Below are 25,887 nucleotides of genomic sequence, written 5' to 3' on the forward strand. Positions count from 1 at the left end.
TCCTCAGTTGAGGACGTGCGGCTTTCGGGCACGCTGGAGGTGAAAGGCGCCGAGGCCACTGCTCCCGATGCGCTTGCTGGCACGTGGCACCAGGCGCCCAAGGGCAAGCCCACCCAGGCAGACTTCGAGGCCTTGCTCGGGTACGCCATTCCCCCCGAGACACGCCACACCAAGGGCAGCTACGACGAGACGGACTCGCTGCTCGAGATGGCCGAGACCTCCGGTGCCTGCCGCTTCTTCGCCAACCAGATCAAGGGTGCCATCGAGCGCGGCTACGAGGACAAGGCCGACCCGCAGTGCCGCATGTCAATCATGTCCAGCGCGGGGTGTGCGCTGTTTGGTCTGGTGAACTGCTCGGGTGGTGCCATGCCCGTGTGGCTGGCAAACGCGCTCCTGAACCTGGCCAACGGCCACGCGCCCTGGCACAGAAGGTAGGTGCAAGCGTATGGACCTGGGAAAGAAGATGGTGTTCGGTGTTGCCACAGGTGCCGTGGCGGTGCTTGTGGGTCTCGTGGTCACGGGGCAGCGCATAGGCTGGGGCCCGTTCGCGGGGCTGCGCGACTGGGAGCCCGACGTCAGGTCAATCGAGGACCGCTACGACGCGAGCTCGCGCGAGGGGGAGGTCATCTTCTACGGCATGAGCAACTTCACGTTGTGGAGCCAGCTGGATGACGACTTCCCGCAGTACAGGGTCCAGAACCATGGGTTCGGCGGAAGTACGGACGAGCTTCTGGTCAAGTATGCGGACCGTCTGCTCTATCCGTATGACCCCGCGGTCGTAGTGTTTCAAACTGGGTCGAACGACTACACACAGATGGTGGGGACAGATGACGAGAAGCTTCGCAAGTGCATGGACTACAAGAGGGACATGTACGCGACGTTCCACGATAGGCTTCCCGATGCCAAGTTCGTGGTGATGAGCGGGCTGCTGCTCCCGGGTCGTTCCGAGTACACTGCGCTGACGCAGCGTGTGAACGAGGAGCTTGCAAAGCTGTGCGAGGAGCACTCGGACTACATGACGTTCGTGGATGCGTCTGCGATGACGTATGACGCAGGCGAGTATCGTAGCGACCTCTTTAGGAGTGATGGCATCCACCTGAACCACGAGGGAGAGCTTGCGTGGCGTGACGGGTACATCCTGCCCGCTCTCGACGAGGTTGCTCCGCAGGGCTGCAGGAGGCACTAGCCATGACCAGCGCGTTTGCACACCTGATGAACGTAGTCTTCCGGCTGATGCCACAGGACGAGCCCGGCCAGTCCCACGATTACGTGGCCGAGAGGCAACGCAACGACCGCAAGCCGCCTCGTCCTCCCAGGGGCGTGGTGGTCGAGCAGATTGACCTTAACGGACTGGGTGGGGAGCGTGTCACGAAGCCCGGCAATCACCACGGTTGGGTGCTCTACATCCATGGTGGTGGCTTTACCGTTGGGTCCGCACGCGAGCGCCGCGAGATATGCCAATACATCGCCGGCCGCCTTGGCTACAACTGCGTGAGCTGCAATTATCGGCTGGCACCAGAGCATCTGTGGCCGTCACAGATGGATGACGCGTTTGCGGCGTGGAAGGGCCTTCTCACCCTAGGGGTCGATCCCAGCGAGGTTATCCTGGCAGGCGAGAGCGCCGGTGGCACGTTGGCGCTGTCGTTGGCGTTGCTGCTCAAGCAGCGGGGAATGGCACAGCCCAAGGGCATCGTCGCGCTCTCTGCCTCGGTGACGCAGGCTGAGGTGCTTGCCTCGCACAGGGCAAACGCGGATACCGACTACATGCTGCGGCACGCTGTCGAGCAGGGACAGCTGCGTCTGGTCTACGGGAAGCACCGAGACGACCGGGCATTCCTGCGCGACCCCATCGTCTCGCCCCTGTACGGTGACTATGCGGGCTTGCCGCCGGTGTTTCTCAACGCGTCAGACACCGAGGCTCTGCTGGACGACTCGCGCGAGCTGCACCAGCGGCTTTGCGACGCGGGGCACCCCTGCGCAATCGACATCCAGCACGGGTGTTGCCACGCGTTCCAGGTTTTCACCCGCATGCCCGAGGCACGTGCGGCGCTGGCTGCGGCGTTCGCGTTCATGGACGGTGGCGGCCGGTGAGTACTGGCTTGCGTGAGTTCGACGGGCTGCGGGGCCAGGCGGTGAACCCCTTCCTGCCGCAGGACGTCTACGTGGCTGACGGCGAGGTGCACGTCTTTGGCGGGCGCGCCTATCTCTTTGGCAGCCACGACGTCGAGGGTGGAAATGAGTTCTGCATGGGCGACTACGAGTTCTTCTCGGCACCGGTAGATGACCTCTCGGCTTAGACTAGCAGGGGCGTCAGCTACAGTCCGCGGCAGGACCCGCTGTGGAGCCCTCAGCGTCGCTACGCTTATGCCCCTGACGTAGTGCGTGGCAACGACGGCCGTTTCTACCTGTATTACTGTCTGACCGGCTACCAGGGGCCAATCAGCGTGGCAGTGTGCGATGAGCCCGACGGCAACTATGACTACCTGGGGTTCGTTCGAAACGAGGATGGCTCGCCCCTGCGGCGCTTCGTGCCCTTCGACCCGGCGGTCATGAACGACGGCGGCACCATCCGCCTGTACTACGGCACGTGGTGGCCATTCGACCAGATGCCTGTCGTGCTGCGCCCGGTCTTCCGTCGCGTGGAGGCAGGCATGTTTGGCAAGACGCCGCAGCAGATAGCCGCGCAACCTGGTGGCGTCATGGGACCCGTCACCTGCACGCTGCAGGATGACATGCTGACGGTGGCCACGCAGCCCGTCCGGGTGCTACCCACAGACACCAGGCACACGCCGTTCGCCAGCCACTTCGCCATTCCAGCACTGTCTGCGGGGCATGGCATGGTGGGCCATGGGTTCTTCGAGGCGTCCAGCATACGGAAGGTGGGGGAGCGCTATGTGTTCGTATACTCCTCGGTGAACAACCACGAGCTGTGCTACGCCACAAGCGACCGCCCCGACGGGGGCTTCACGTATGGTGGAGTGCTGGTGAGCAACGGCGACGTGGGCGTGGACGGCCGCGACGAGCGCGACCGCGCCAATGCCACGGGCACCACGCACGGCTCCATCGAGCGCATCGGCGACCAGTGGTACGTGTTCTACCATCGGCTGACGCACGGCACTGATTGGTCTCGCCAGATGTGTGCCGAGAAGATCTTTCCACAGGCAGACGGCTCGATTGAGCAGGTGCCGCTGACCTCGTGCGGACTTAGCGAGGGCGACCTGCGCGGGTGGGGCAGCTATCCCGCCACCATCTGCTGCCACCTCACGAACGGGCACATGCCGCATACGGGCAATCGGGCGGTGCAAGGCATCCCCATGGTGACCCACGAGGGCGAGGGGTCAGATGCGGTGCATTTCGTGGGAGGAATGTCTGGCGGCTGCTATGCGCTCTACCGCTACTTCGACCTGGCGAGAACCCGTGGCGTCGGAGTCGTGGGGCGTGGCAGCGGGTCGCTGGAGGTTCGAGTGGACGGTGCCTCTGTAGGAGGACTTCAGCTGGATAGTGCCGAGTGGCAGACCTCGCAGGTGGATGTGCATGGACTCGGCGCTCGCGCCTCGATTGAGCTTGCGTGCTTGAATGGGTGCCTGGACCTGCTGGCATTGGAGCTTGTCTAGGTGTTGCGGGTGCCCTTGGGGCCGTCTGGAACTGGTGCCTCTGAGATTATCGCGCGCAGCTTTTGGTCTCCTCGGCGTTTGCCCAGTTGGGCGAGAAGCAACCGTAAAGTTACGTGCATTAATTGCTGCCGTCGAAAGGTCTGGCGACGCCAGGGGGCCACGGGGTGGCGTGCCGTGCTGGGAGTGGCGCACCCCGCTGGAGGCGGGTTGCCTTGCCCCATCACTCACTTGGTTGTGAGACAGGCTTCTCTCTACTCAGCCATGTCCGTAAGGCTTGCCTTGTCACGCGATGAGCTTCGAGGTTGGGGGCAGGCGATCTGGTCGGTTCCCATGGATGTGAACCCATCTGCTGCTCCTGCCCTTCGCTGGGCGGGAGGGGCTGTAGGTGGGGGCAGGGTCAGTTGGCGGCCTCAAAAGCCAGTGCGGCCGCGGTGCCGTGCTCAGCACGAGTTCGGCGCACCGTTCTTCTCCATAGGCAACAGGGCATCCACGCAAAACGTCACATCGCTAGCGGAGAAGCTGATGGTGCCGCCGTAGCGCTCTACGATGGCGCGCATGGAACGGGTGCCAAAGCCGTGGTCTGCGGTAATGGCCTTCGTGGTCCGTGGGAGGCCGTCGTAAAACTCCAGGTCATGGGTACCCGGATCATAGTAATTCTCGACATGGACGCTTGCCATGCCAGCGCGCATGCGAACGATGAGCGAGATTGACCGGTGCGCTTGGTCGTCGAGCGCAGTCACCGCTCGTACCGCGTTGTCGAGGGCGTTTCCGAAGAAGGAGTAAATGTCAGCGGGTGCCATCCCCGCTAGCGCCGTGCCATCGGCGATGCAGCTAAGTGTAATGCTGCTTCTCTCGCACACAAGGTTCTTCTCCGTGAGAATCGTGTCCAAGGCCTCGTTGCCCGTGCGCACTGTCGAGTCGTATACGCGAATCTCGCTGGCCACGCCGTCGAGCGCGGACCTGTCTACGGAGGTGCCACCGTCGGCGAGCGTCCTTATCTGGTGGCGCAGGTCGTGGCACTTGAGATTGATGGCCTCGATGTTCTCCCGACTCATGGCATACTGGCGTTCGCGCTCGGCGAGCAGGCGCTCTGCCGTGGCCTTCTCGCCCGCGAGCCGGTGTACCGCCACGACTTGCACCTCCGCGGCTATCACGAACGAGCAGACCAATATATGGATGAGACGCAGGCATATGACCGCATCCATGCGGAGTGCGCCAAGGACCACATACTTCAGGATGAGGTCGAAGCCAATCACGCCAAACACAACCACGGCAATCATGGGAAGAAGCGTTGGGTCGAGATGCCCGGCAAGTCCCGAGGGGTCAATGCGACGGATGAACACCTGCCATGCCATTGCATATACCAATACGTAGTATGCAACGGTGAGAGCAAGGGGCATCGCCGCGAAGAGGCGATTCGCACCTACGGGAGTCAGGCCAATAAGCTCCCAGACGCTACTCGCCAGGTTCTGAAGCGCATACCCCGCTGTCGTGCAATAGGTCGCTGCGAGAAAGCTCATCTCGAAGCAGGAGAGCAACGCAGGTATGGTGGCAACGAGGGCCATGGCGCAAAACGCCAAGGGGGCGATGACCGCGGGGAGCTCCGCTCCGATTCTCCCAATCTCCATTGCGCGCTGGATGTCCTCGGGACTGGCAACGAGAAACGTCACGCAGATCATGATTACAGAGATACCGAGAAAACCAACCACAATAGCCGCTGCGCGCACGGGCGCTTGAGATCTGCGTGGCTGCCCATGCGCAAACAGGCTGGATGCGCAGAGGACCTCCGCGAACATCGCGGTGGACGAGATGGCCTGGGCAACGATGTCTATGGGGATCGGCGTCATATGGTGCCACCCAGGTATCGTGCGAGCGTTTCCATGCCTGGACGCTTGCGCGATCGACTGAAGTAGAGCGTCGTGCCGTCATCGAGCATGACCGCATCCCCGCGCACCGTCGCGATGTGCCCCATGTTTGCGATGCATCCCTGGCTCACGAGGAGGAACTTGTCCGTGGGAAGCTCATCTACCAGCGATTTTATGCTGCCTCGTCTCCGAAGGCCCCCTTGGATTCCGTGCAGATGGAACACGAGGTCGTGCTTGGACAGCTCGACATAGATGATGTCATCAATCTCAACGAGTCGCATTCCGCCAGCGGTGGGAATGCCACGGTCCTGCCTGCGTTCTTCTTCACGGCGCGCATGGCCCGGTCCATGCGCATCGAGAAGTCCCCATATGCGATGGGCTTGACCATGAAGTCCAGTGCATCGACCTGATAGCCGCGTACCGCATACTGAGCGAGGTTAGTCACAAAGATGAGTGGCGTCGTGGTGTCTGATTCGCGAAGCATCTCTGCCGCCTCCATGCCGTTGATGCCGGGCAGGTCGATGTCCATGAAGACGAGGTCTGCCTGAATGGCGTCGTTTACCAGCTCGAAGGCCGTGACCGAGCGCGTCGTGATGAAGCGGACGCCATGCACTTTCCCATAGTGCTCGAGGTGGTCGAGAAGGATGGTGGCCTCTTCATCGGAGTCCTCCACCATGAGTATCCTGCAGTCTGTCATGAGACACCCCTTCCATCCCCACCTCCTGTAGCGTACTAGATTCAACCGGTCCTGTCCTCACGGTCTGGCAGAGCGGCTTCTGTCGCGCAGCCGGCAGAATCAGTCAACACTCAAGCACCCAAGCCCAGCTGAAGCTATGTTTTCGCTGGTAAGGGCAGCATCGATACTCTGATGGGAGGGGCAATGGCCAAAAGGATCAGCACTGCCCGCAAGGTAGGGCGGGTCATAAAGAGCGTGCTAAAGACTGTGCTCGTGGTGCTTCTTTCCGCGCTTATGGTGGCGGGCAATACGGTGCTGCCGACCTATGCACGCATGTTGAACAACATGCTCGGCTACGAGCAGTCCTGGGACAACTCGAAGGTGGATACCGCAGGACTCGACCTCGAGTACAACAAGGCTGACTACACGATTGACACTATCAAAGACGCAGAGAAGTCGCTCGACGAGCAGATTGCTGGTGAGGGATACGTGCTGCTCAAGAACGACGGTAACACGATGCCTTTTGCGCAAGGCACCACATTCAGCTTCTTTGGCGAGTCGGGAAAGACGCTCTCTGGTCAAACGACCGCAAGCTCCTATCTGGGCACCAGCGGCTCGTATGACAGCCTGAACAAGGCGTTCGAAGCGGAGGGCATGAACGTCAATACCACGCTCGAGGACTTCTACCTCACAGGTGCTGGCAAGGACTACAGCCTAGGCAAGGGCTCCATCAGCTGGGGCGACGCAGAGGACTTCTCCATCAATGAGTGCCCGCTCTCGGCCCTTCAGGGCTCTGACGGCGTGCTCGACTCTGCCCAGGACACCGTGCCCGTCTTCGTTCTGAAGCGTGTTGCCGGCGAGGGCAGGGATGCCGCACGCTCGATGTACAACCATGCAGACAATGCAGAGGACCAAGCAAAGACGTACCTCGAGCCTGACTCCACGGAGCTCGAGATCCTGCAGTACCTCAATGACAACTACTCTGATGTCGTGCTCGTAGTCAATACCTCCCAGGCAATGGAGCTTGGCTGGCTCTCCCAGTTCCCGAACATCAAGAGCGTCCTCTATGTGCCGAGTACGGGTACGTATGGCGTGAACTCTCTCGCCGGCATCTTCAGTGGGCGCATCAATCCGAGCGGCCGTACCGTGGATACTTTTGCTGTGGATACGCTTGCAAGCCCGGCAGCCCAGAACTTCGGCGACTACGCCTATCTCAATGAGGATGGCACGGATACCGGCTACAACTACGTGAGCTATGCCGAGGGCATCTATGTCGGCTACAAGTACTACGAGACGCGCTACGAGGATGCCGTGCTCGGACAGGGCAATGCCGGAGACTATACGTATGCGGATAAGGTCGTCTACCCGTTTGGCTACGGACTTTCCTACACGACGTTCGACTGGTCTGGCTTCCAAACGAGTTGGGACGGCACGACCTGCACGGCAACGGTACAGGTGACGAACACCGGCGACGTTGCCGGCAAGGATGTCGTGGAGCTCTATGCACAGTCTCCCTACACGGACTACGACAAGGCAAACGGCGTCGAGAAGTCCTCTGTCGTGCTTGTGGGCTATGCAAAGACGGACGAGCTTCAGCCCGGCGAGAGCCAGGACGTGACCGTCACGTTCGACCAGAGCCAGCTTGCCTCGTATGACTCGAACAGCGCCAAGACCTGGATCCTCGATGCCGGTACCTACTACCTCACCGCCGCTCATACGAGCCACGACGCCGTGAACAATGTGCTTGCGGCAAAGGGTGCTGCCCCTGCCGATGCGGCAGGGGACACCGCGATGGTTGCCACGTACGTCCCTGCCAACACCGAGGTCGACACGACGACGTATGCAACGGATACGCAGACCGGCGCAGAGGTCACGAACCGCTTCGACGATGCAGCAGGAGATGTGACCTATCTCACTCGCTCTGATTGGACGGGCACGTTCCCGAAGCACGACGGAGGGGTCACGGGCGAGACCTCCACGTGGGGCAACGAGATCAACGATGCAGATGGCAAGAGCTATGTGTATGGCAAGGTAGCGAGCCAGTCACTTCTGGACAGGCTCAATTCGTACGATTCGGGCAACCCAGAGACGGAAAGCTCCGACTTCAGCGATACGCCCACGTATGGGCAGAAGAACGGCCTCACGCTCGCCGACATGCGCGGGCTTGACTACAACGACTCCAAGTGGGACAGGCTCCTGGACGAGCTTACCGTCTCCGACTACGACATCAGCATCAACCGTGGTGGCTACGGCACCGAGTACCTCGAGAGCGTCGGCAAGCCCTTCGGCCTCGATGCTGACTCTGCGTCGGGCCTCATCTACGGAGGCTCCGGATCCATGGTGGCGAGAGGGGCCATGTCGTTCTGCAGCCCAATCGTGCTGGCGCAGACCTGGAACCAGGACCTTGCCACCTCCTTCGGCAACATGATTGGCAATGAGGCCATCCTCGGTGGCGCCTCTGGCTGGTATGCCCCATGCATGAACATCCACCGCACGCCGTATTCCGGCCGCAACAGCGAGTACTACTCGGAAGACCCGTTCCTGAGCGGCACCTGCGCATCGTTCGAGATCCGTGCCGCTGCCGAGAAGGGCATGTACTGCACGATGAAGCACTTTGCCCTGAACGACCAGGAAAACCACCGCGGTGACCGTGGTGATGGCGGAAGCCTCGTCACCTGGGCAAACGAGCAGTCCATCCGCGAGACCTACCTCAAGCCCTTCGAGATGTGCGCCAAAGCGGGCACCGTCGAAGAGAGCTATGTGAAGGACAACGGCGACGGCACCTACACGAACGCCACCCGCGAGCTTCCTGCCTGCCAGGCAATCATGACATCGTTCAACAGGGTCGGTGCCACCTGGGCAGGAGGCAGCTATGCGCTTCTGACCGAAGTCGCTCGCAACGAGTGGGGCTTCGAGGGCTGGGTCATCACCGATGCAGCCAATGACGGCAAGTTCATGAGTGCCCAGCAGATGATCGAGGCTGGTGGCGACACGAAGCTCACGTACATGCCTACGACCGGCAACGAGTGGGCCTTCGATTCGAACGATTCCGAGCAGTACCACTATGCCCGCGAGGCCATGCACCATCTGCTCTATACGATCGCGAACTCCAAGGCCATGTGCGGCTCCATGCCGGGCAGCATCTATGTGCCGGGCGTTCAGTTCGCGATGAAGGTCCGTATCGGCATCAATGTCGTGGGTGTGGCAGGCATTGCCCTCATCGTCTGGACCGGCTGGAGGAACCACAAGAAGCGCGCAGCCGAACGTGCCGCCGAGAAGGTACAGAAGTAGCGCCGGCGCCTCCGCCGTCTTGGTAACGCTCTAAGTCAAGTAAGGCCTGGGATGCCGAACAAGCGTCCCAGGCCTACTCTCTAGCTATGTGGCCGCTTTCCTCGTCTCCTTGCTAGTCAGTTGTGTTGCGCTTGCGCCATTCGCTGGGGCTCATGCCGCACCATGAGTTGAACGCGCGCAGGAAGCTGTTGAGCTCCAGGTATCCCAGCAGGTAGGCAATCTGGTCGGTGCCCATGGACGTGGTTGTGAGGTAGTGCTTGGCCAAGAGCTCGCGCGTGTGGTTGAGCTGCCTCTGGAACGTGGTGCCTTCCTCGCCCAGCTTGCGCTGCATGGTGCGACGGCTCATGCCAAGCCTGCGCGCTACGTCGTCCGCCCCGCACTCGCCGGCGGGCAGCATCTCTACCAGGGCGCTGCGGACGCGGGCGGAGAGGGACTCGTCCACCTCGAGCTCCGCCAGGCGCCGGCCCAGCTCGGGCTCGAAGTAGCTCCACATGGCATCGTTGTGGCTTACGAAAGGGACGTCCATGTCCGTCGAGACGAACGCCAGCACGTTGCGCGGGCCCTTCTGCGGCTCGCACCCAAGGAATGCCGAGAAGGACGTGCCCTCAGGCGGCTCCTGCATCTGGGTCTCGGCGGCGCCTATGTGCTGGCGCGTTGCCGTGTGCAGGAGGTTCACCAGGAAGGAAAACTCCACCTGCACGAGGAAGCCGGGCATGGTGAGGTCCGCATCGCCGCAGGTCATCTCGACGGAGAGGAGGCCGCCCTTCTCGTCCACGATGAACTCCATGGGGCCAATGAGGCGCTTGTAGCGCGCGAGGCGCTCGATGCAGGCGCGGCCGTCACGTGCGCAATACGAGGCGAAGATGGGCGGGCTGAACTGCTCGATGCCCTGTGCGCTGGCCATGCGCACAGCGGCGTCCTCGCCGGCTGCCAGCTGGCCCACGGCTTCCATGAACGCGAAGTAGTCCTCGGCGGTCATGGTGGGCGTCTCCCGCACGAAGGTGTCCTCGGGAGCTCCCGCGCGGCGCAGGGCCTCCTCGGCGCTCACACCGAACGCCGCCAGCATGCGCGGGTACTCGCGGTCAAGGATGTATCGCTTCATGGTGGTCACCTCCGTCTGCCTAGCAGTCTACTTGTTGGCGCTGCCGGCGACCTGCTGGTCATACACAAAGTCCAGCATGGTCTTCTTGGGGAAGAGCGGTGCCAGTGCCATCATGGGACGCTGTCAGCCGGGCAGGCCGCTCGTCACGTTGAGTTCGCCCTTGAGCATTCCCTCGTAGCCGTCTCGTGCCACCTGCATGGGGTCGACCGCGTTTGCGAACAGCCTGGTGTCGGCAAGCCCGCCCGCGTTGGCGAAGCCCGTCTGCATGGTGCCGGGCATGAGGGCGGTCACGGTGACGCCGGTGCCCTTAAGCTCGCGCCAGAGGGCGTTCGACCAGCTGGTGACGTAGGCCTTCGTGGCGTAGTAGACGGCCTGCGGGGGCCCAGGCATCATGGCGGCGGTGGAGCTGACGTTGAGGACCTTGCCGTGACTGCGCTTGATCATGTCGGGCAGGAAGAGCTTGAGGATTCGGGTGGGGGTCTCGACGTTCACGGCGATCATGGAGAGGTCCTGCTCCATGGTGCGCTCGCGGGCGGAGTCGCCCTGGCCTCCGAAGCCGGCGTTGTTGATGATGGCCTCCGGCTCCCAGCCGTTGGCGTGGCAGATATCATAGACCTTCTGGGCAGCGTCGGGGCTGGAGAGGTCTGCCGCGATGGTCACGGCCTCGACGCCGTACTTCTGGCGCACCTGGTCCGCCTGGGCGTCCAGCTTCTTCTGGCTGCGGCCGACCAGGATGAGGTTGCCGCCCCTCTCGGCGTGGATGTTCACGAAGCAGGTGCCGAGTCCGCCGTAGGAGCCGGTGATGAGTGCTGCGTTCTTGAGGGCTGCGTTCTTCATGGTGTGGGTTCCCTTCCCCTGCGCGGCCCCTGTGGCCGCTGCTCTCTTGACGATGAAGAGAATACGGGGGACGCCCGCGCCAAAGAACATCAGCACGCGCCAACGTGCTATCAGATTGCGCCACGCGTGGCGAGGGTGGTGTGGCGCAATAGGTTGGGCCGTTGTCCTCTGGAAAACGGTTGGAGAGAGTAAAAAGACAGTAAGTAGAGAGTAACTATCTACAAGGAGAGAGTGTCGAGTATACTGTGCAGTAAATACTCTGCTTGCGGGGGGAGGCATGGACGAGAAGAGCTTGGGTGAGGTTGTCGCGACGCTCCGTCTTTCCGGGAACGACTCGCAGCGCATCGAGGTGAAGGAGGCCGCTCGCGGGCTTCCGAAGTCGATAGGGGAGTCGGTCTCCGCGCTTGCCAACGGCTCCGGAGGCCTCGTCCTTCTCGGCCTTTCGGAAAAGCACGGCTTCGTACCGGTGCCGGGGTTCGATGCACGCACCATCGCCGACGCACTCGCGCGGCTTTGCGCGGATGACCTCACGCCACCAGTGCGAGCTGAGGTCGAGCAGGTGCCCTTCGAGGGCGGACAGGTCGTCGTGGGCACTATCCCTGAGCTTCCTCCTGCGGAGAAGCCCTGCTACGTTAGCTCGCGAGGCATGTATCGGGACTCCTTCATCAGGACGGGGGACGGCGACCGCCTGCTCACGCAGCATGAGGTCGACCGGCTCGTGGAGGAGCGCACGCAGCCGCACCATGACCTGGACGTTGTGGAAGGTGCCACGCTTGACGACCTGGACAAGGAGCTCGTGGGCGGCGTGGTACGCAGGCAGAGGGAGATCCACCCGCGGATATTTGGTCGACTGTCTGATGAGGATGCCCTGAGGGCGCTCAACGTGCTCGTGCGGAAGGAGAGGAGGGACTGCGTCACGCTTGCGGGGCTGCTGGCTCTGGACACGTACCCCCAACACCTCTATCCGCGCCTCACCGTCACGTTCGCGCGCTTTCCCGGGAGGGGCAAGACCCTGCAGGGGAGCGTCAAGTTCCTGGACTCAGAGAGCATGGTCGGACCGATCCCCGCGGTCCTGCTGGACACCGTCGCCGTGGTGCGAAGGAACATGCGCGTCGGGGGCGTGCTTGAGGGTGGACTTAGGTACGATGTGCCGGACTATCCGCTCGATGCTGTGCGCGAGGCAGTCTGCAACGCGCTTATGCACCGCGACTACTTCCCGATGGAGCGTGGTGCCCAGATACAGGTGAACATGTACGAGGACCGTCTCGAGGTGCTGAGTCCCGGAGGGCTGTATGGCGCCGTGACGGTAGACATGCTTGGAGAGGTGGGCGCGTCCTCGACCAGAAACCCATCACTGTCTGCGCTGCTCGAGACCACCCCGTATGAAGGCGGGGGGTATGTGGCCGAGAATCGGGGAACCGGGTTCGCTCTCATACAGTCGGAACTTGGTGCAAACGGCATGCCCAAGGCCGAGGTCACTGACAGGCCATTGCTGTTCAAGATAGTGATGCGCAGGAGAGGGGCCGAGGAGCCTGAGAATGACCGCAGCAAATCTGATCTACGTGCGGATGCCGCCGTCGCGGGAAATTCGAAGGCCTCGCAGGTAGAGGATGCTGTGATTTCCACACTGGACGAGCTGGGAACGGCCAGGACGTCCGAGATAGCCGAGCGTTCCGGACTTGGCAGAAGCACGGTCGCAAAGGCTTTGAGGGAGCTCCTGCAACGGGGCCTGGTTTCAGTCACTCCGGGTGCCGTCAACAGCCCGACAAGACGCTATACGCTTACGCTTTGATGGGAATCCGATTGTCCCTCTGCTGGTGCGCGCTCGTTGGCTTGTCCTTGCGTGCAGGAAGGGACTTCGTCCAAACTACGGAAAAGGTCAGGCAAAGCGCCTGTCAGAAGAGGCAACCAGGGAGGTCGGCACTGATGAATGCCACGGTAGACGGAATTGTTCGCGAGGTCAGGCGTCGCACGGACTTTGTTCCCAAGGTGGCGCTCACCCTAGGGTCTGGCCTGGGTGGCTTTGCCGAACGCGTGCGTGACCCCCTCGAGATCTCATACCGGGACCTGCCCGGTCTTCCCGTCTCCACGGCACCGGGACACGACGGAAAGTTCATCTTTGGCTACGTGGGCAATGTGCCTGTCGTCTGCATGAAGGGGAGGGTCCACCTCTACGAGGGCTACCCCGTCGACCAGGTGGTGCTGCCGGCTCGCGTCATGCATGGCCTTGGCTCCAGCGTGCTGTTTCTCACAAACGCCTGCGGCGGCATTGGGGAGGGCCTTCGTCCCGGGACGCTTGTCCTCGTGACGGACCACATCTCGTGCTTTGTGCCCAGCCCGCTCATTGGGCCCAACGACGATGACGAGGGCGTTCGCTTCCCGGATATGACCCATGCGTACGACCCCGAGCTGGGCTCCATCATCGAGCGTGTGGCACACGAGAACAACATCGAGCTTGGACATGGCGTATACGCGCAGCTTACGGGTCCTTGCTACGAGACTCCGGCGGAGATACGCATGCTCAAGGGCAACGGAGCCGACCTCGTGGGGATGAGCACCGTTGTCGAGGCCATCGTGGGCGCCCACACGGGGATGCGCGTGTGCTGCGTCTCTCTCGTGACCAACTACGCAGCGGGCATCTCGCCCACACCGCTCTCGGCCGAGGAGGTCTTTGCCGCCGCCAACGAGGCGGAGCCTCGCTTTACATGCCTGGTGGAGAAGTCCATCGAGGCGCTTGGAGAGAAATAGGGGTTGCGCAGCCGGCTGCGGCGGTCGGCCGTGGGCTGGCTCTAGCCGCGTACGTGGGCTTTGGCGGTGAGCCTGTCCGCTGGAACGACAACCTTGATCACGGCGACACTCTCCGCCATGGGCGCCGTGATGGCGAACTGCCGTCCGGACTGTTGCTCCATGAGGAGTTCGAGTGCATGGATCTTCTCGGCAGGGTCAGTGACAATGCCGGCCGTGCCGTCTCCCATGACGCTGGAGTAAAACGAGCCGTACCTGCAGGGGATTTCGTAGGGCGCCTCTCCTCCGTCGTCAAGGTCGACGTCGCACTCCAGTTCCACGAAGCACGTCGGCGAGGCGGCGATGACGTCGAGCTTACGACCTTCTCGGGCGGAGTGCATGTAGAGCGTGAGGGCGTTGGCCGAGTACTCGTAGCAGTAGTGGAGCGGCACGACGTACGGTCTGCCAGCGTCGACAAGGCCCAGATGGACGATCTTTGCCTGCGAGAGGATCCTCTCGATCTTGTGCCTGTCGGTGATGGCGCGGTCCGCGCGGCGCACGTGGGTCATGATGTCTCCTATCAGATGACTTATGACATTCTATTGCGCGACGGGGGCGGGCCTTTCGGCTCGCGTTGCCCCGGGTTGCTCCGGATGCCGCCGCTCCCGACCTCAGGGCGCCCGAGGCACCCATCCAAGCTCTACTTGCCGTACTCCTCAACCCACGCGATGAAGTTGGTGGTGCTTGACCCCGTACGCTCGGCGGTCGTGTGGCCTTGCCCCCAGACGGTTGCGAAGTCCACATCTGAGACCGAGGGATTTGCCTCGAGAATCCACGCAAGGTCAAGCTCGGTCGTGAGCGAGGTGTCGCCCTGGTTGATGCCGGTGCGAATCCGCCAATGTGCGGCCGGGGTCGAGCTGCCATAGCCATTCATGTTCTGGGCGAGGAAGTACAGCGGGTTGTACATGTTCTGACGCACGGAGGTCGTGGTGCCAAGGTCATCTGTGTTGCCCATGTCGTTGGCATATGCGCTCGCATAGCTTGAGTCATAGTCCGAGCAGGTGGCGTACCCGTCTTGCTCGCTGTCGAGAAGGCCTGCCATGGTGGCGTCGAAGTGCAGGTTGTCTGTCTGGGCGTTGCCAAAGAGGTAGTTCTCGGCTTGGCTTCGGTCCAGCGCGTCAAAGGCCCCCACGTCCTTCGATGCCGACTTGCAGTGCGTCACAAAGTCTCCCATGCCCGTGATGGATGCCGTGTTGGTTGATGAGTCGTACGTAGTCCAAGCCCCATCGGAGTTGAGCGAAGAGATGTAGTCCTCGGCGGTTTCGTAGGTGGTTGCGCTGCTTGATTCCGCACCTGTGCCAGCGGTTGGGCCGGTGTCATCGCCCGAGGGCGCGCCGTCCGTGGGTGCGCTGCCGCCGTCGGAAGGTGCGCCGTCGCCCGTGGGCGCCGTGCCGCTACCGCCTCCCACAAAGCCGCCGTCAGCCATCGTCGTCGAGCTGGGCGTGTAGGGAAACTCGGTGTCAGCCAGGAAGTTGTTGAGCGAGGCCTCGATCGCCTCCACGACGGCGTCGTAGTAACTGCCCGAGGTGAAGGCTCCCTCTCCGCCTTCCTGAAGCGAGAGATCGTTGCCCTCGGAGTCAACAAAGCCCATGTCGTTGACGTAGGTGGCGAACTTCTCAGCAAGATCTGACGAGAGGAGCCTTGTCCACGTGCCATCTGCGCGCGTGCCGGTGGTGGCAAACTGGCCCATCATCCATTCGTAGGCCTCGTCTGCCACGTCAAGCGAGGTGATGGGGCACCAGCACATGGAGCCGGTCACGGCGTCACTGATAGCTGCGCCGGACTCGTCAGCGAAGATGGCGCCGATGGACTGAAGGTAGGGAGCATAGAGGGCAGAGTCACCCGTTGCGCCCATGAGCGCGCTCTGCGCGCCGCCGCCCGAGTGTCCAAACGTGAAGACCCGCTCGGCTCCGCCAGGAATCGCGGAGGCGTTGTAGCGCAAGCAGCGAACTGCGGCCTTGAGGTCGGTTACGCCCCAGGGAGCACCGCCGGCGAAGCTTGTGCCATCGGAGTTGGTCCCGTTGTTGCGGCCGCGACATCCGGGGTAGACGTAGACGAGGCCGGCGTTGAGGTAGTCCGTGAGGCCGTTTGCACTGTATTGCGTGGGTGCGGCCTGGGCGGAGTAGCCGGCGGTGTTCACCGGGATGACCACGGGGGCCGTGGCTGCAGTGAAGTTGCCCACGGTAGCGGAGGAGTTGACTGCGCAGGTATAGGTGCCGTCGCCGTTTGCGGTTGCCGAGAAGTACGCGCTGGGAACGTAGACGTCCATGGACTCGTAATCCGTGGCAGCTGGCGTGGCACAGTACTGGATGCCGATCTGGTAGTAGACGCCATTCGTGGCGTCATAGCTCCAAGCGGCGGGGTCTATCGTGACGGATGAGAGATCTGTGGGGTTAGTGCCGAGAGTGTCAGTCGACGCACCCGCCGTTGCAGCGCCTTCCGCGCCCTTGGTCGATTCCGAAGACTTGCTGTTGGAGCAGCCTGCAAGCGTGAGGGCTCCAAGCGCGCCACCAAGGACGAACGACCGCCTTGTGATTGCGTCAGCGGTAGTGCTGCTGTTGGACTTGGACATGGTATCCCCCAATCGCGTCACCGCGTCGCGCCAAGGTGTGAACCGGCTGTGGCACGTTCTTTGTCTGATGGGATAGCCTGCGGTTGTCTGGATTCTATCCAACAGCGGGGGCATCCTCTGCGGCTTCCTAGGGTGAACACGACAGAGGCATATGACTTAAGTTATCTGAAAATCTCGAGCACGATTGATGCGCAAGGTACTGCGACATCCTCTCGACGCGATTCCCGCCTTGGCGTAAGGTTTGCCCATGGAGAAGAAACTAACATATCGTGACTATGCCCACTATGCGAACCTTTCATCGGCGGAACTTGCGCGCCAGTGCGAGGTGGAGGCATTTCGCGCTACGGGTCCGGGCGGACAGGGCGTCAATACGACCGACTCCGCCGTTCGCATGCGCCATACGCCTACGGACATTACCGTGGTGAGCAGGGAGTCGCGCAGTCAGCTGCGGAATCGTGAGCGCTGCCTCGAGAAAATTCATGCCGAACTGGCCCGACGCTCACGCCGGCCAAAGAAGCGGCATGCGACCAAGCCTACGTGGGCGTCCGTGCGTCGGCGGCTGGATGAGAAGGGCCGACGCGCCGCAGTCAAGCGCCTGCGACGTCATCCTGGCATGAACGAGTAGCGAATCAAGGTCGCTCGCGTGGCCGGCGGTGGTGCACCAAGCACTTCCTGCACAAAAACGTCCTATCGCTGGGAAATCTCGGGTACGGTGCACAAAAACGGGCTATCGCGGGGGCATTTGGGAGACCGATATCAGTGTTTGAACTTCTTGATACATAATAATGGAAATAATAGGTAAAATATTATAGAAACTGTATATGTAGTTGTAAATTTGATATTGGCTGGCTTTTAGTGTCCCGCGTTAGCGCGTTTTTGTGCAACGAGGTGCCGAATCCCCCGCGATAGGGCGTTTTTGTGCAGCTGCGGAAGTCTACCCATCCTCTTCGGAGAGGAAATCGAGCAGCCGTACGATGCGTAGGTCGGGCACAATCCACAGGAGGAAGGCCAGGGCAAGCAGCACAACGGCATAGTGTGAGCTGGGTAAAAGCAGCGTCAGCACCAGCGCTACCGTCTCAAATGCCAAGGTTAGCCGCTCCTTCAAGAGCGAGCGCTTTTCCATGGCGGCACGCTTTGCCATCTCGCTTTCGGTGGCTGCCGCAGCCGGAGTGCTCCCACTCAACTGGTGACGAATGATGCGCTCCAGATTCATATACGTAAGCGAAACAAGTATGTTGAGCAACATATAGCAGGTGGTGGGCAGTGCCGAGAATCCAGTCTTCTGCATCCAGTCGGCTGCGAGAGGGAAGAACGAGAGCATAAACAAGAAAGCGAGGTTGGCCCAGAGCATGCGGCCGTTCACGCGACAGACGAGCTTGAGCAGGTGATGGTGGTTGTTCCAGTATGTTCCCACGCCAACGAAGCTCACCGCATAGGCGCAGATGGCAGGGACAAGGCTGAGAAGGTCGGCGAGCGAATTGCCCTCCGGCGCAGAAATCCCAAGAACCATGATTGTAATGATGATGGCAATCACGCCATCGCTGAACGCCTCCATGCGATCTTTGTCCATGTGGTTCCCCTCGTTAACGCATGTGCGCACTCAGAATAGCGCAAGGAACTCGCTTCCGCCGACGGTGCCCTAGGTTCGCGTCGGCGATGTCTCTCCCGGAGTCCTGGAGTTCTTTGGGTGCTACCCTAGAGTCCTATCCAGAGAGGGGAAGCCATGACAGGAAACGAGACCCGCGGGGGGGTCATCGACGCAATTCTGCAGCGCTACGAGGACCTTTCGGACGCCGAGAAGGCCGTCGCGGATTTCATTCTCAACCACAAGGGGACCGTCTCGTCGCTCTCGGCGGTCGAGATAGCCCGCCTCTCGGGCATCTCTAACACTACCGTTTCGCGTTTCGTCCGCTCGTTGGGCTACGCAAGCTTTGCGGACATGCGCTATGCCCTCGCGCGCGAGGAGACCGCGAGCAAGGAGCACTCGTTCGATGACTCGCGCGGCATAGGCCTCTCCGATATCCGTGGCTCGCTCGACTATGTGCTCGAAACAAAGATCGAGGAGCTGAGAAGCACGTTCGCCGCCCTCAGCGAGGAAAGCGTCACCAAGGCGGTGGGCATGCTCTCGTCTGCGCGCATCGCGATGTTCGTGGGCGTGGGCAGCTCGCTTCCTATGGCGCAGAGCGCAGCCATCAAGTTTTCCCAGGCAGGCGTCAACGCCATTTCCCCCTCTACGAGCGACGGTGCCATGATTACCGCCTCGCTCATGCAGCCGGGGGACTGCCTGGTCGTGATCTCGAACTCCGGTCGGTCGGACCGCCTGCGTAAGATAATGAACAATGCCATCGACCGCGGCGTCTCCACCATCGTGATCACGCGCAACGAGGGCTCACCGCTTGTCGAGCGCGCGGACGTCTTCCTCAAGGTGGCCTCCCGAGACTATCTGCTCGTAAACGACTTTGACTTTTCTCACAACTCGATCAACTACGTGCTCGAGTCGATCCTCCTGCTGCTCTTCCACAGCTCGCGTGACGCAAACGATTACAACCTCCAGCTCTTTAACCGTACCATCGCTAGCGAGAAGAATGGCTAGCGAGAAGGAAGGCGGGCAAGCAGGAGGCAAGCGAGCAGGAAGGCTAGCGAGAAGCGCCGGCCTTACCGGGCATCCGCCGTTTCATCGGGCGATGCTTCCCCGAGGGGAGTATCGCCCGCTTCTGTGCAATGGGGATAACGCCAATCCCTTCTATATCGCGCTCGCAGGGTCCACAGTACCATTGGCGGAAAATCATTTTCATAGAATTTGATTTCTATGGCATTATTTTTTATGAAAACGGCATGAGTGCCGCAGAGACTGGCCACATGAAGGGCCGCGTAAGCGGCGAACGAATTTGCGGCCGGCAATCACGCATTTGGAGGGAGCAATCGGATGAGGATTGAACAGAAGCAGGTCACGCGCCGTGGTGCCGTTGCCCTTGCACTGTCTGCCGGCCTTGGACTGACGGGCTTGCACGGCGTTGTGGACTCCTGGAGGGGGACCATCGACTCCGCTCTGGGTACGACGAGCTCCGAGCAGACGGCGGATGACAAGTTCACGCCGAGCATCGCGACGACCGATGACCTGATTAAGGCACACGAGGATCTGGGGCGCCGCGTTGGCCAGGAGGGCACCGTCCTCATGAAGAACGAGGGCCAGGCGCTGCCGCTTGCAAAGGGTGCAAAGGTGACGCTCCTGGGGATGGGCTCCATGTACCCCTTCCTGGGCGGCAAGATGGGCTCAACGATTACCACTGACGCCGCGGTCGATCTGGTGACAGCACTCGAACAGGCGGGCTTTGAGCTCAATCCCACCATGACCGGCATCTACGAGACCCTTGGCGCCGTCGAGGACACCGCCGCCGCCAACCCGACGCCCTGGATGAAGTCCGTCTCCTACAAGTATCGCCCCGCTGGTTTTGCGACCCCCTACGTGCCTAACGAGCCGTCCTTCGACACCTACGTTAGCGAGGGTGGCGCAAGCGAGGACTTTGCCAGCAGCTTCGCCGAGTACGGAGACGCAGCGATCGTGGTGCTCTCCCGTCCCGGTTCTGAGGGCAGCGATTACTACCCCGGTGCCGCAGGCATCGACGCCGAGACCTATGGAACTAAGAACCCCTTGGGAATCTGCACCAACGAGCGCGCCCTCATCCAGCTCGCCGAGGAGCACTTCGACAAGGTGGTTGTGCTCGTCAATAGCGGCTCAACCATGGAGCTGGGCGACCTCAAGGACGCCTCCAAGATCACCGCCATCCTCAACATCGGCTTCCCCGGCGCGTATGGCATGCTCGGCGTGGCAGACGTCCTCGATGGTACCGTGAGCCCCTCGGCCTGCCTCCCCGACACCTTCGCTGTGGACACCGCCATGGCCCCCGCATCGCAGAACTTCGGTTCCATCAAAATCGCCGACACGTCCATGATCACCTGGCCAGACTCGCTTATGGGCACCATGGGCACCGACATCGCGGGCGGCTTCCTCGGTGGCGAGAACAGCACGGCATCCGCCTACTACCTCATCGAGGCAGAGGGAATCTACACCGGCTACAAGTACTACGAGACCCGCTACTACGATGCCGTGGTCGGCGGAGGCAACGCGACCGGTTCTGCCGGAGCCTCCAACGGTGCCTCATCATGGGACTACGATAAGGAGGTCGCCTATCCCTTCGGCTATGGCCTGTCCTACACCACCTTCCAGCAGACGCTCGACGACGTCCAGGTGAACATGGACGAGAAGACCGTCACCGCAAAGGTTACCGTCACCAACAACGGCTCCGTAGCTGGCAAGCATGTCGTTCAGCTCTACGTCTCCGTGCCCTACACCGACTACGACAAGAAGGCGGGCGTCGAGAAGTCCGCGATCCAGCTCATTGGCATCGCGAAGACCGACGAGCTCAAGCCAGGCGACGACCAGCAGCTCACCATCACCGCCGACCTGTATGACATGGCCAGCTGGGATGTCTTCGCAAAGAGCGGCAAGGGTGGCTGGATTCTCGATGGGGGAGACTACTGCTTCCTCATTGCCGAGAACGCCCATGCAGCCGTGAACAACGTCCTGGCTGCCCAGGGCAAGGGCGCGGAGGGCGACGCGTCCATGGTGAGCATCAAGTCCATTGGCTCCGAGGGCATCGTCGATGACTCGACGCTCTCGAAGTCGAAGAATGGCACCGAGGTTACGAATCAGCTCGCGAGCGCCGACGTGAACTACTACAAGCCGGACTACGCCACCCAGCTCACGAGAAGCGATTGGAACGGCACTTTCCCCCGCACCTACGACGACCTGACAATCGACGGTGACAAGCAAGAGGAGTGGATCAAGAACCTCTGCTGCGAGCAGTACGAGATTACCCAGAACGGCGAGGTCACTGACATCGATGGCGCCTCGGCGGGCCTGACTCTCGCCGACCTCGCGGGAGATGACAACGTCGACGACTCCCAGTGGGACAGGCTCGTGGACGAGATCCCCGTGGACACGCTGTTCGCAAAGATCATCAAGGGCGGAAGCCAGTCCGACCTTATCCCCGAGATCCAGAATCCCGTCGTCTACCAGAACGACGGCCCCAATGGCTTCAACACTACGATCTCTGGCCGCGGCCTCCACACCGACGACGCAAATGCCTCCTATGTCCTCAATACCATGGCAAGCGAGACGGCCATCGCAAGCACCTTCAGCGAGGACATCGCAAAGAGCTGGGGCGAGCTGCTGGGCAACGATGGCCTCTGGAGTGGCAACTACCTGCTTTGGGGCGCCGCTGCCAACATTCACCGCTGCCCCTACAACGGACGCAACTTCGAGTACTACTCAGAGGATCCGGTGCTCTCGAGCGCCATGTCCGTCCGCACGGTTGAGGGTGCGCTCGAGTACGGCGTGATCATCGGCCCCAAGCACTTTGCCTTCAACGACCAGGAGTCGAGGCGCGGAGGCATTGCTCCCTACTTCACCGAGCAGAAGGCCCGCGAGGGCGAGCTGCGCGCCTTCCGCGCCTCCTTCGAGGATGCTGGCGCCCTTGGAATCATGACCGCCTTCGGTAGGGTCGGCGCGACGCCCGTCAACGGATCGTGGGGCCTCCTGCGCAACATCCTTCGCGGTGAGTGGGGCTTCAACGGTCTCATGTCGACCGACATGGTGAGCAACCCCGGCTACTTCCGTCCCGAGATGTGCATCTACGGTGGCGTGACGATGATGGCCGACTTCTCGACCGACGAGACCCTGGCAGACGTCCAGGAGAGCTGGCCTTACATGACCCACGACCTCATCGTCTCGGATGCGACGCTCGTCGAGTACGCCCGCCAGAACATGAAGTACCAGCTCTATGCGTTTGCCCAGAGTGCCGCCCAGAACATCAAGACCGTGAGGGTCACGCCCTGGTGGGAGGCCGCGCTCAACGGAGCCACGGTCGCCGGCTATGGACTTGCCGCCGTGTTCGGCGCGCTGTACGTGCGCGACGCCGTGAAGGGCGCGCGTGACGAGAAGGAAGCTAAGGAGGAGAACTAATGGGTTCTGAGAAGAAGTCTTTGGGGGCAGCGGGTGTGCTCTACGTCAGCGTCTGCCTGCTGAGCATCGTGACGTTCGTGCTCTATGTCATGAACGCGACCCGCGCGTACTATGTCGACCTCAGCCCCGTCATCGTCGTGCTTCTCGTCCTGGCAGTCGCCTGCGAGGTCCTGGTCATCGCGCTAGGGTGCGGCTCGCGAGGAGGCGCCAAGGCGGTCCTCTCCGACGTCCTTCGCGTTGCCGTTCCCGCCTTCGTCGCGGTCGCGGGCGTGATGTTCATCTCCGCACGCGTAGAGTCACTGGCCCAGGTCCTTGGCTCGAACCTCGAGCTTGGCAACGTTGAGGCCCACGAAGCCGCCATGCAGGCGGTTGCGATCATCGTGGTGTCCCTGGTAACCTGGCTCCTCTCTGTGGTCTCTGCCTTTGTGGGCAGGGGTAAGGGCACCAAGTAGCGAGCGCATGGCCGACGCCTTCGCGTCGGTGAGAATGGACAGCAGCGGGCGGGCAGGGGATGCGTCCCATGCCCGCCCTTCTTGAAATGGGGAATGGCATGCTGAGACTACGACGATTTGCCTGTGAGGGCCTTGAGAACGGCTGCGTGACAGACGAGACGCACCCGCGTTTCTCGTTCGCCTTCGAGAGCGACCGCAGCGGGGCGAGCCTGTGCGAGGTCACGCTCGAGGCCAATGGCTGGACATGGCGCGACACCGGTCGGGCGTCTGTGCGCTACGATGGTGCGCCTCTCTCGCCATGCACCACCTACCAGGCACGCATTTGCGCAACCGATGATGCTGGCGAGTCCGCGAAGGGCACGATCGAGTTCGAGACGGGGCTTCTCGGCGGTGCTTGGGAGGCAGAGTGGATAAGCGATGCCTCCTACCACTTTGGCGAGAGGGGCGTTGCGCCTGTGCCCATGGTCTTTCGGTATGGCTTCCCGCTCGAGGGCGGGGTGCGCCGTGCCCGCGTCTACGCCACGGCGCTTGGCATCTACGACATCTCCCTCAACGGCGAGCGCGTGGGCGAGCGCTACTTTGCGCCAGGCTTCACCTCGTACGCCTCTACGCTCCAGTACCAGGCCTATGACGTGACAGACCGGCTTGCTGCGACGAACGAGCTTGTGGTGACCGTCGCCGGCGGCTGGGCGGTGGGGCCGTTCTCCTACACGCGCGCGAACCGCGTCACCGCCGACAGGCAGGCGCTCCTTCTTGAGGTGCGCGTTGAGTATGAAGACGGGTCGACGCAAGTCCTGGGGACCGGTGACGGCTGGGAGGTCACCGAGGACGGTCCGTGCCACATGGCCTGCTTCTACGACGGCGAGACGTACGACGCACGCGTGAGTTTGGACAACGCCGCCTGGCGCCCGGCCGCGCACGAGACCCTGCACGTGAGCCCGGCGCTTCTCGCCGAGGATGGCGCGCCCGTCTGCGCCCACGAGTTCATGCGGCCCGAGAGCTGCACCAAGGTGGGCAACGAGCTGGTTTACGACTTTGGGCAGAACTTCGCAGGCGTCGTCGACCTCGTCGTGGATGGGCTCGAAGGCCAGACCATCGTCGTGCGCCATGCGGAGATCCTGAAGCCGGACGGGACGCTCAACACGGACTTCCTGCGCACGGCGAAGGCAACCGTCACCTACGTCTGCCGCGAGGGGCGCCAGGAGTTCTCGCCGCGTCTCACGTACATGGGCTTTCGTTATGTGTCGGTGAGTGGTGTGGACGAGGCGAACATCGAGGTGCGCGCCCGGGCGCTCTACTCCGACCTGCGCCAGACCGGCGAGTTCGTCTGCTCAGACGAGCGCCTTAACCGCCTACAGGAAAACATCGTGTGGAGCTCGAAGTCCAGCCTCATGGACATCCCCACCGACTGTCCGCAGCGAGACGAGCGCATGGGCTGGACCGGTGACATCGCGGTCTTTGCCCCAACCGCCTGCTTCAACTTTGACATGGGTCGCTTCCTGCGTAAATGGCTCCGTGACGTGCGAGTGGAGCAGTACCGCACGGGCGGCATCCCCGTGACCGTCCCGTCGCAGGGCTTTGGCTTCCCCACGACCATCCCTCCCATGGCGGTGGACTTCTGGGGCGACGCCTGCGTCCTGGTGCCGTGGGCGCTCTACCTGGCAGAGGGGGACGAGGAGGTACTGCGCGAGAACTTTGAAACCATGAGGCGCTACGTCGACGCATGCCGCTTCTGGGCTGGTTTTGGCGTGGGTGACTACCACTACATCTGGCACACGCCCGCGGTGCTCCACTTTGGTGACTGGGTTGCCCCCGACGTACCGAAGATGAGCCAGTGGCAGGGCCGCAGTAGGTGGACGGCCACGGCGAGCCTGCAGCACACGAGCGGCCTCGTTGCGCGCATTGCGAAGATTCTTGGCGAGAAGGACGCCGCTGAGAAGTACGGGCGTCTGAGCGAGCGCGTTGCCAGGGCGTATCGCAACGTCTTCACCGACGGCCACGGCAGGCTCAAGCGGGAGTTCCAGACCGCCTACGTCCTGCCGATTCAGTTTGGGATGTTCGAGGGCGAAGAGCTCAGTGCGGCGGTGGCTCGTCTCTCTCAGCTGGTCGAGCAGGGCGAATACCGCATTGGCACCGGTTTTCCTGGTACCCCGTACATCCTCTTCGCCCTTGCGGACCACGGCCAGAAGGACGTGGCCTTCAAGATGCTCGAGTGCACGGAGTGTCCCTCGTGGCTCTACGAGGTGGTCCACGGCGCAACGACGATCTGGGAGCGCTGGGACGGCCTGGACGAGAACGGCAGCTGTCCCATCGGCGACGACGGCACCGATCAGATGATCTCGTACAACCACTACGCGAGCGGAGCGGTGGGAGACTTCCTCTACCGGCGAGTGGCGGGCCTGGAGCCACTCGAGCCGGGATACCGCAGGTCCCGCGTGCAGCCGCTCGTCGGGGGAGGCCTCCGGTCTGCCAGCGGCACGGTGGAGACCCCGTTCGGCAGGCTTGGAAGCAGTTGGAAACTTGATGGGACGGCATTCTCGCTCGATGTCGAGGTGCCCCTGGGCACCTCGTGCGAGGTCGTGCTGCCCGATGGCAGCGCGCACGAGGTGTGGTGTGGTACGTACTCGTTCGTCTGCACGATGCCGGCAGCCAAGGAAGCGGGGGAATAG

General features: G+C 62.1%; 21 protein-coding genes. 13 read left to right on the top strand and 8 right to left on the bottom strand.

Annotation, left to right across the window (positions count from 1 at the left end; genetic code table 11):
- From ACO59D_RS07010 to ACO59D_RS07030, 5 genes are all read left to right on the top strand, one after another.
- On the top strand, positions 1-435 hold a 435-nt coding region (locus ACO59D_RS07010; RefSeq protein WP_485126376.1), incomplete at its 5' end, for a hypothetical protein.
- A gap of 10 nt (positions 436-445) precedes the next feature.
- The gene (locus ACO59D_RS07015) at positions 446-1,186 is read left to right on the top strand and encodes a GDSL-type esterase/lipase family protein (protein ID WP_485126377.1); all 741 of its coding nucleotides are present in this window, start codon (positions 446-448) and stop codon (positions 1,184-1,186) included.
- 2 nt (positions 1,187-1,188) lie between these two features.
- Complete coding sequence (locus ACO59D_RS07020) at positions 1,189-2,091, top strand: alpha/beta hydrolase fold domain-containing protein (protein ID WP_485126378.1); 903 nt, start codon at positions 1,189-1,191, stop codon at positions 2,089-2,091.
- Complete coding sequence (locus tag ACO59D_RS07025) at positions 2,088-2,297, top strand: hypothetical protein (RefSeq protein WP_485126379.1); 210 nt, start codon at positions 2,088-2,090, stop codon at positions 2,295-2,297. The genes ACO59D_RS07020 and ACO59D_RS07025 overlap by 4 nt, the downstream gene beginning before the upstream one ends.
- Before the next feature lie 81 nt (positions 2,298-2,378).
- Positions 2,379-3,614 carry a glycoside hydrolase family protein gene (locus ACO59D_RS07030; RefSeq protein ID WP_485126380.1) on the top strand — a complete coding sequence of 412 codons (1,236 nt, stop codon included), beginning with the start codon at positions 2,379-2,381 and terminating at the stop codon, positions 3,612-3,614.
- A gap of 440 nt (positions 3,615-4,054) precedes the next feature.
- On the opposite strand, the gene ACO59D_RS07035 is transcribed toward ACO59D_RS07030, so the two are convergent.
- The 3 genes from ACO59D_RS07035 to ACO59D_RS07045 are packed head-to-tail and all read right to left on the bottom strand — an operon-like array spanning position 4,055 to position 6,176.
- A complete protein-coding gene (locus ACO59D_RS07035; RefSeq protein WP_485126381.1) occupies positions 4,055-5,461 on the bottom strand; it encodes an ATP-binding protein in 1,407 nt (468 codons plus the stop codon).
- Positions 5,458-5,760: a LytTR family transcriptional regulator DNA-binding domain-containing protein gene (locus tag ACO59D_RS07040; RefSeq protein WP_485126382.1), complete on the bottom strand. Its 303-nt coding sequence runs from the start codon at positions 5,758-5,760 to the stop codon at positions 5,458-5,460. Before ACO59D_RS07040 ends, ACO59D_RS07035 begins: the two co-directional genes overlap by 4 nt.
- Positions 5,652-6,176: a LytR/AlgR family response regulator transcription factor gene (locus tag ACO59D_RS07045; RefSeq protein WP_485126383.1), complete on the bottom strand. Its 525-nt coding sequence runs from the start codon at positions 6,174-6,176 to the stop codon at positions 5,652-5,654. The genes ACO59D_RS07040 and ACO59D_RS07045 overlap by 109 nt, the downstream gene beginning before the upstream one ends.
- Before the next feature lie 183 nt (positions 6,177-6,359).
- Between ACO59D_RS07045 and ACO59D_RS07050 the strand changes: the two genes are divergently transcribed.
- The gene (locus tag ACO59D_RS07050) at positions 6,360-9,446 is read left to right on the top strand and encodes a glycoside hydrolase family 3 N-terminal domain-containing protein (protein ID WP_485126384.1); all 3,087 of its coding nucleotides are present in this window, start codon (positions 6,360-6,362) and stop codon (positions 9,444-9,446) included.
- A 112-nt stretch (positions 9,447-9,558) separates the two neighbouring features.
- On the opposite strand, the gene ACO59D_RS07055 is transcribed toward ACO59D_RS07050, so the two are convergent.
- Positions 9,559-10,548: an AraC family transcriptional regulator gene (locus tag ACO59D_RS07055; RefSeq protein ID WP_485126385.1), complete on the bottom strand. Its 990-nt coding sequence runs from the start codon at positions 10,546-10,548 to the stop codon at positions 9,559-9,561.
- Between the two features lie 123 nt (positions 10,549-10,671).
- Positions 10,672-11,385: an SDR family NAD(P)-dependent oxidoreductase gene (locus ACO59D_RS07060; RefSeq protein WP_485126386.1), complete on the bottom strand. Its 714-nt coding sequence runs from the start codon at positions 11,383-11,385 to the stop codon at positions 10,672-10,674.
- A gap of 277 nt (positions 11,386-11,662) precedes the next feature.
- Here ACO59D_RS07060 and ACO59D_RS07065 point away from each other — a divergent pair, with 277 nt between their 5' ends.
- Entirely contained in the window at positions 11,663-13,177 is a 1,515-nt protein-coding gene (locus ACO59D_RS07065) for an ATP-binding protein (RefSeq protein ID WP_485126387.1), read from the top strand.
- 134 nt (positions 13,178-13,311) lie between these two features.
- Positions 13,312-14,133, top strand: a complete 822-nt coding sequence (locus ACO59D_RS07070; protein ID WP_485126388.1) for a purine-nucleoside phosphorylase — start codon at positions 13,312-13,314, stop codon at positions 14,131-14,133.
- A 41-nt stretch (positions 14,134-14,174) separates the two neighbouring features.
- On the opposite strand, the gene ACO59D_RS07075 is transcribed toward ACO59D_RS07070, so the two are convergent.
- Together ACO59D_RS07075 and ACO59D_RS07080 are read right to left on the bottom strand one after the other, a co-directional pair.
- Positions 14,175-14,678 carry a pyridoxamine 5'-phosphate oxidase family protein gene (locus ACO59D_RS07075; RefSeq protein ID WP_485126389.1) on the bottom strand — a complete coding sequence of 168 codons (504 nt, stop codon included), beginning with the start codon at positions 14,676-14,678 and terminating at the stop codon, positions 14,175-14,177.
- Positions 14,679-14,809: 131 nt separating this feature from the next.
- Positions 14,810-16,741 carry a subtype A tannase gene (locus ACO59D_RS07080; RefSeq protein WP_485126390.1) on the bottom strand — a complete coding sequence of 644 codons (1,932 nt, stop codon included), beginning with the start codon at positions 16,739-16,741 and terminating at the stop codon, positions 14,810-14,812.
- A 247-nt stretch (positions 16,742-16,988) separates the two neighbouring features.
- On the opposite strand from ACO59D_RS07080, the gene ACO59D_RS07085 reads away from it, so the two are divergent.
- A complete protein-coding gene (locus ACO59D_RS07085; protein ID WP_485126391.1) occupies positions 16,989-17,366 on the top strand; it encodes a peptide chain release factor-like protein in 378 nt (125 codons plus the stop codon).
- Positions 17,367-17,675: 309 nt separating this feature from the next.
- On the opposite strand, the gene ACO59D_RS07090 is transcribed toward ACO59D_RS07085, so the two are convergent.
- Positions 17,676-18,311, bottom strand: a complete 636-nt coding sequence (locus tag ACO59D_RS07090; RefSeq protein WP_485126392.1) for a TMEM175 family protein — start codon at positions 18,309-18,311, stop codon at positions 17,676-17,678.
- Positions 18,312-18,464: 153 nt separating this feature from the next.
- Between ACO59D_RS07090 and ACO59D_RS07095 the strand changes: the two genes are divergently transcribed.
- The 4 genes from ACO59D_RS07095 (at position 18,465) to ACO59D_RS07110 (ending at position 25,887) form a co-directional block, all read left to right on the top strand.
- Positions 18,465-19,334 (top strand): MurR/RpiR family transcriptional regulator, encoded by an 870-nt coding sequence (locus ACO59D_RS07095; protein WP_485126393.1) that lies wholly within the window; start codon positions 18,465-18,467, stop codon positions 19,332-19,334.
- 333 nt (positions 19,335-19,667) lie between these two features.
- On the top strand, positions 19,668-22,766 hold the full coding sequence (locus ACO59D_RS07100) for a glycoside hydrolase family 3 C-terminal domain-containing protein (RefSeq protein ID WP_485126394.1): 3,099 nt from the start codon (positions 19,668-19,670) through the stop codon (positions 22,764-22,766).
- Entirely contained in the window at positions 22,766-23,218 is a 453-nt protein-coding gene (locus ACO59D_RS07105; protein WP_130810777.1) for a hypothetical protein, read from the top strand. Before ACO59D_RS07100 ends, ACO59D_RS07105 begins: the two co-directional genes overlap by 1 nt.
- A 98-nt stretch (positions 23,219-23,316) precedes the next feature.
- Complete coding sequence (locus ACO59D_RS07110; protein ID WP_485126395.1) at positions 23,317-25,887, top strand: alpha-L-rhamnosidase; 2,571 nt, start codon at positions 23,317-23,319, stop codon at positions 25,885-25,887.

It is taken from the genome of Tractidigestivibacter sp. (assembly GCF_057241865.1).

What these genes read in the sequence shown, in the direction of transcription:
- ACO59D_RS07055 (WP_485126385.1), bottom strand. Translation starts at nt 10,548, where the DNA reads ATGAAGCGATACATCCTTGACCGCGAGTACCCGCGCATGCTGGCGGCG.
- ACO59D_RS07100 (WP_485126394.1), top strand. Translation starts at nt 19,668, where the DNA reads ATGAGGATTGAACAGAAGCAGGTCACGCGCCGTGGTGCCGTTGCCCTT.
- ACO59D_RS07075 (WP_485126389.1), bottom strand. Translation starts at nt 14,678, where the DNA reads ATGACCCACGTGCGCCGCGCGGACCGCGCCATCACCGACAGGCACAAG.
- ACO59D_RS07090 (WP_485126392.1), bottom strand. Translation starts at nt 18,311, where the DNA reads ATGGACAAAGATCGCATGGAGGCGTTCAGCGATGGCGTGATTGCCATC.
- ACO59D_RS07020 (WP_485126378.1), top strand. Translation starts at nt 1,189, where the DNA reads ATGACCAGCGCGTTTGCACACCTGATGAACGTAGTCTTCCGGCTGATG.
- ACO59D_RS07050 (WP_485126384.1), top strand. Translation starts at nt 6,360, where the DNA reads ATGGCCAAAAGGATCAGCACTGCCCGCAAGGTAGGGCGGGTCATAAAG.
- ACO59D_RS07110 (WP_485126395.1), top strand. Translation starts at nt 23,317, where the DNA reads ATGCTGAGACTACGACGATTTGCCTGTGAGGGCCTTGAGAACGGCTGC.
- ACO59D_RS07045 (WP_485126383.1), bottom strand. Translation starts at nt 6,176, where the DNA reads ATGACAGACTGCAGGATACTCATGGTGGAGGACTCCGATGAAGAGGCC.
- ACO59D_RS07085 (WP_485126391.1), top strand. Translation starts at nt 16,989, where the DNA reads ATGGAGAAGAAACTAACATATCGTGACTATGCCCACTATGCGAACCTT.
- ACO59D_RS07015 (WP_485126377.1), top strand. Translation starts at nt 446, where the DNA reads ATGGACCTGGGAAAGAAGATGGTGTTCGGTGTTGCCACAGGTGCCGTG.
- ACO59D_RS07105 (WP_130810777.1), top strand. Translation starts at nt 22,766, where the DNA reads ATGGGTTCTGAGAAGAAGTCTTTGGGGGCAGCGGGTGTGCTCTACGTC.
- ACO59D_RS07060 (WP_485126386.1), bottom strand. Translation starts at nt 11,385, where the DNA reads ATGAAGAACGCAGCCCTCAAGAACGCAGCACTCATCACCGGCTCCTAC.
- ACO59D_RS07095 (WP_485126393.1), top strand. Translation starts at nt 18,465, where the DNA reads ATGACAGGAAACGAGACCCGCGGGGGGGTCATCGACGCAATTCTGCAG.
- ACO59D_RS07035 (WP_485126381.1), bottom strand. Translation starts at nt 5,461, where the DNA reads ATGACGCCGATCCCCATAGACATCGTTGCCCAGGCCATCTCGTCCACC.
- ACO59D_RS07040 (WP_485126382.1), bottom strand. Translation starts at nt 5,760, where the DNA reads ATGCGACTCGTTGAGATTGATGACATCATCTATGTCGAGCTGTCCAAG.
- ACO59D_RS07080 (WP_485126390.1), bottom strand. Translation starts at nt 16,741, where the DNA reads ATGTCCAAGTCCAACAGCAGCACTACCGCTGACGCAATCACAAGGCGG.
- ACO59D_RS07070 (WP_485126388.1), top strand. Translation starts at nt 13,312, where the DNA reads ATGAATGCCACGGTAGACGGAATTGTTCGCGAGGTCAGGCGTCGCACG.
- ACO59D_RS07065 (WP_485126387.1), top strand. Translation starts at nt 11,663, where the DNA reads ATGGACGAGAAGAGCTTGGGTGAGGTTGTCGCGACGCTCCGTCTTTCC.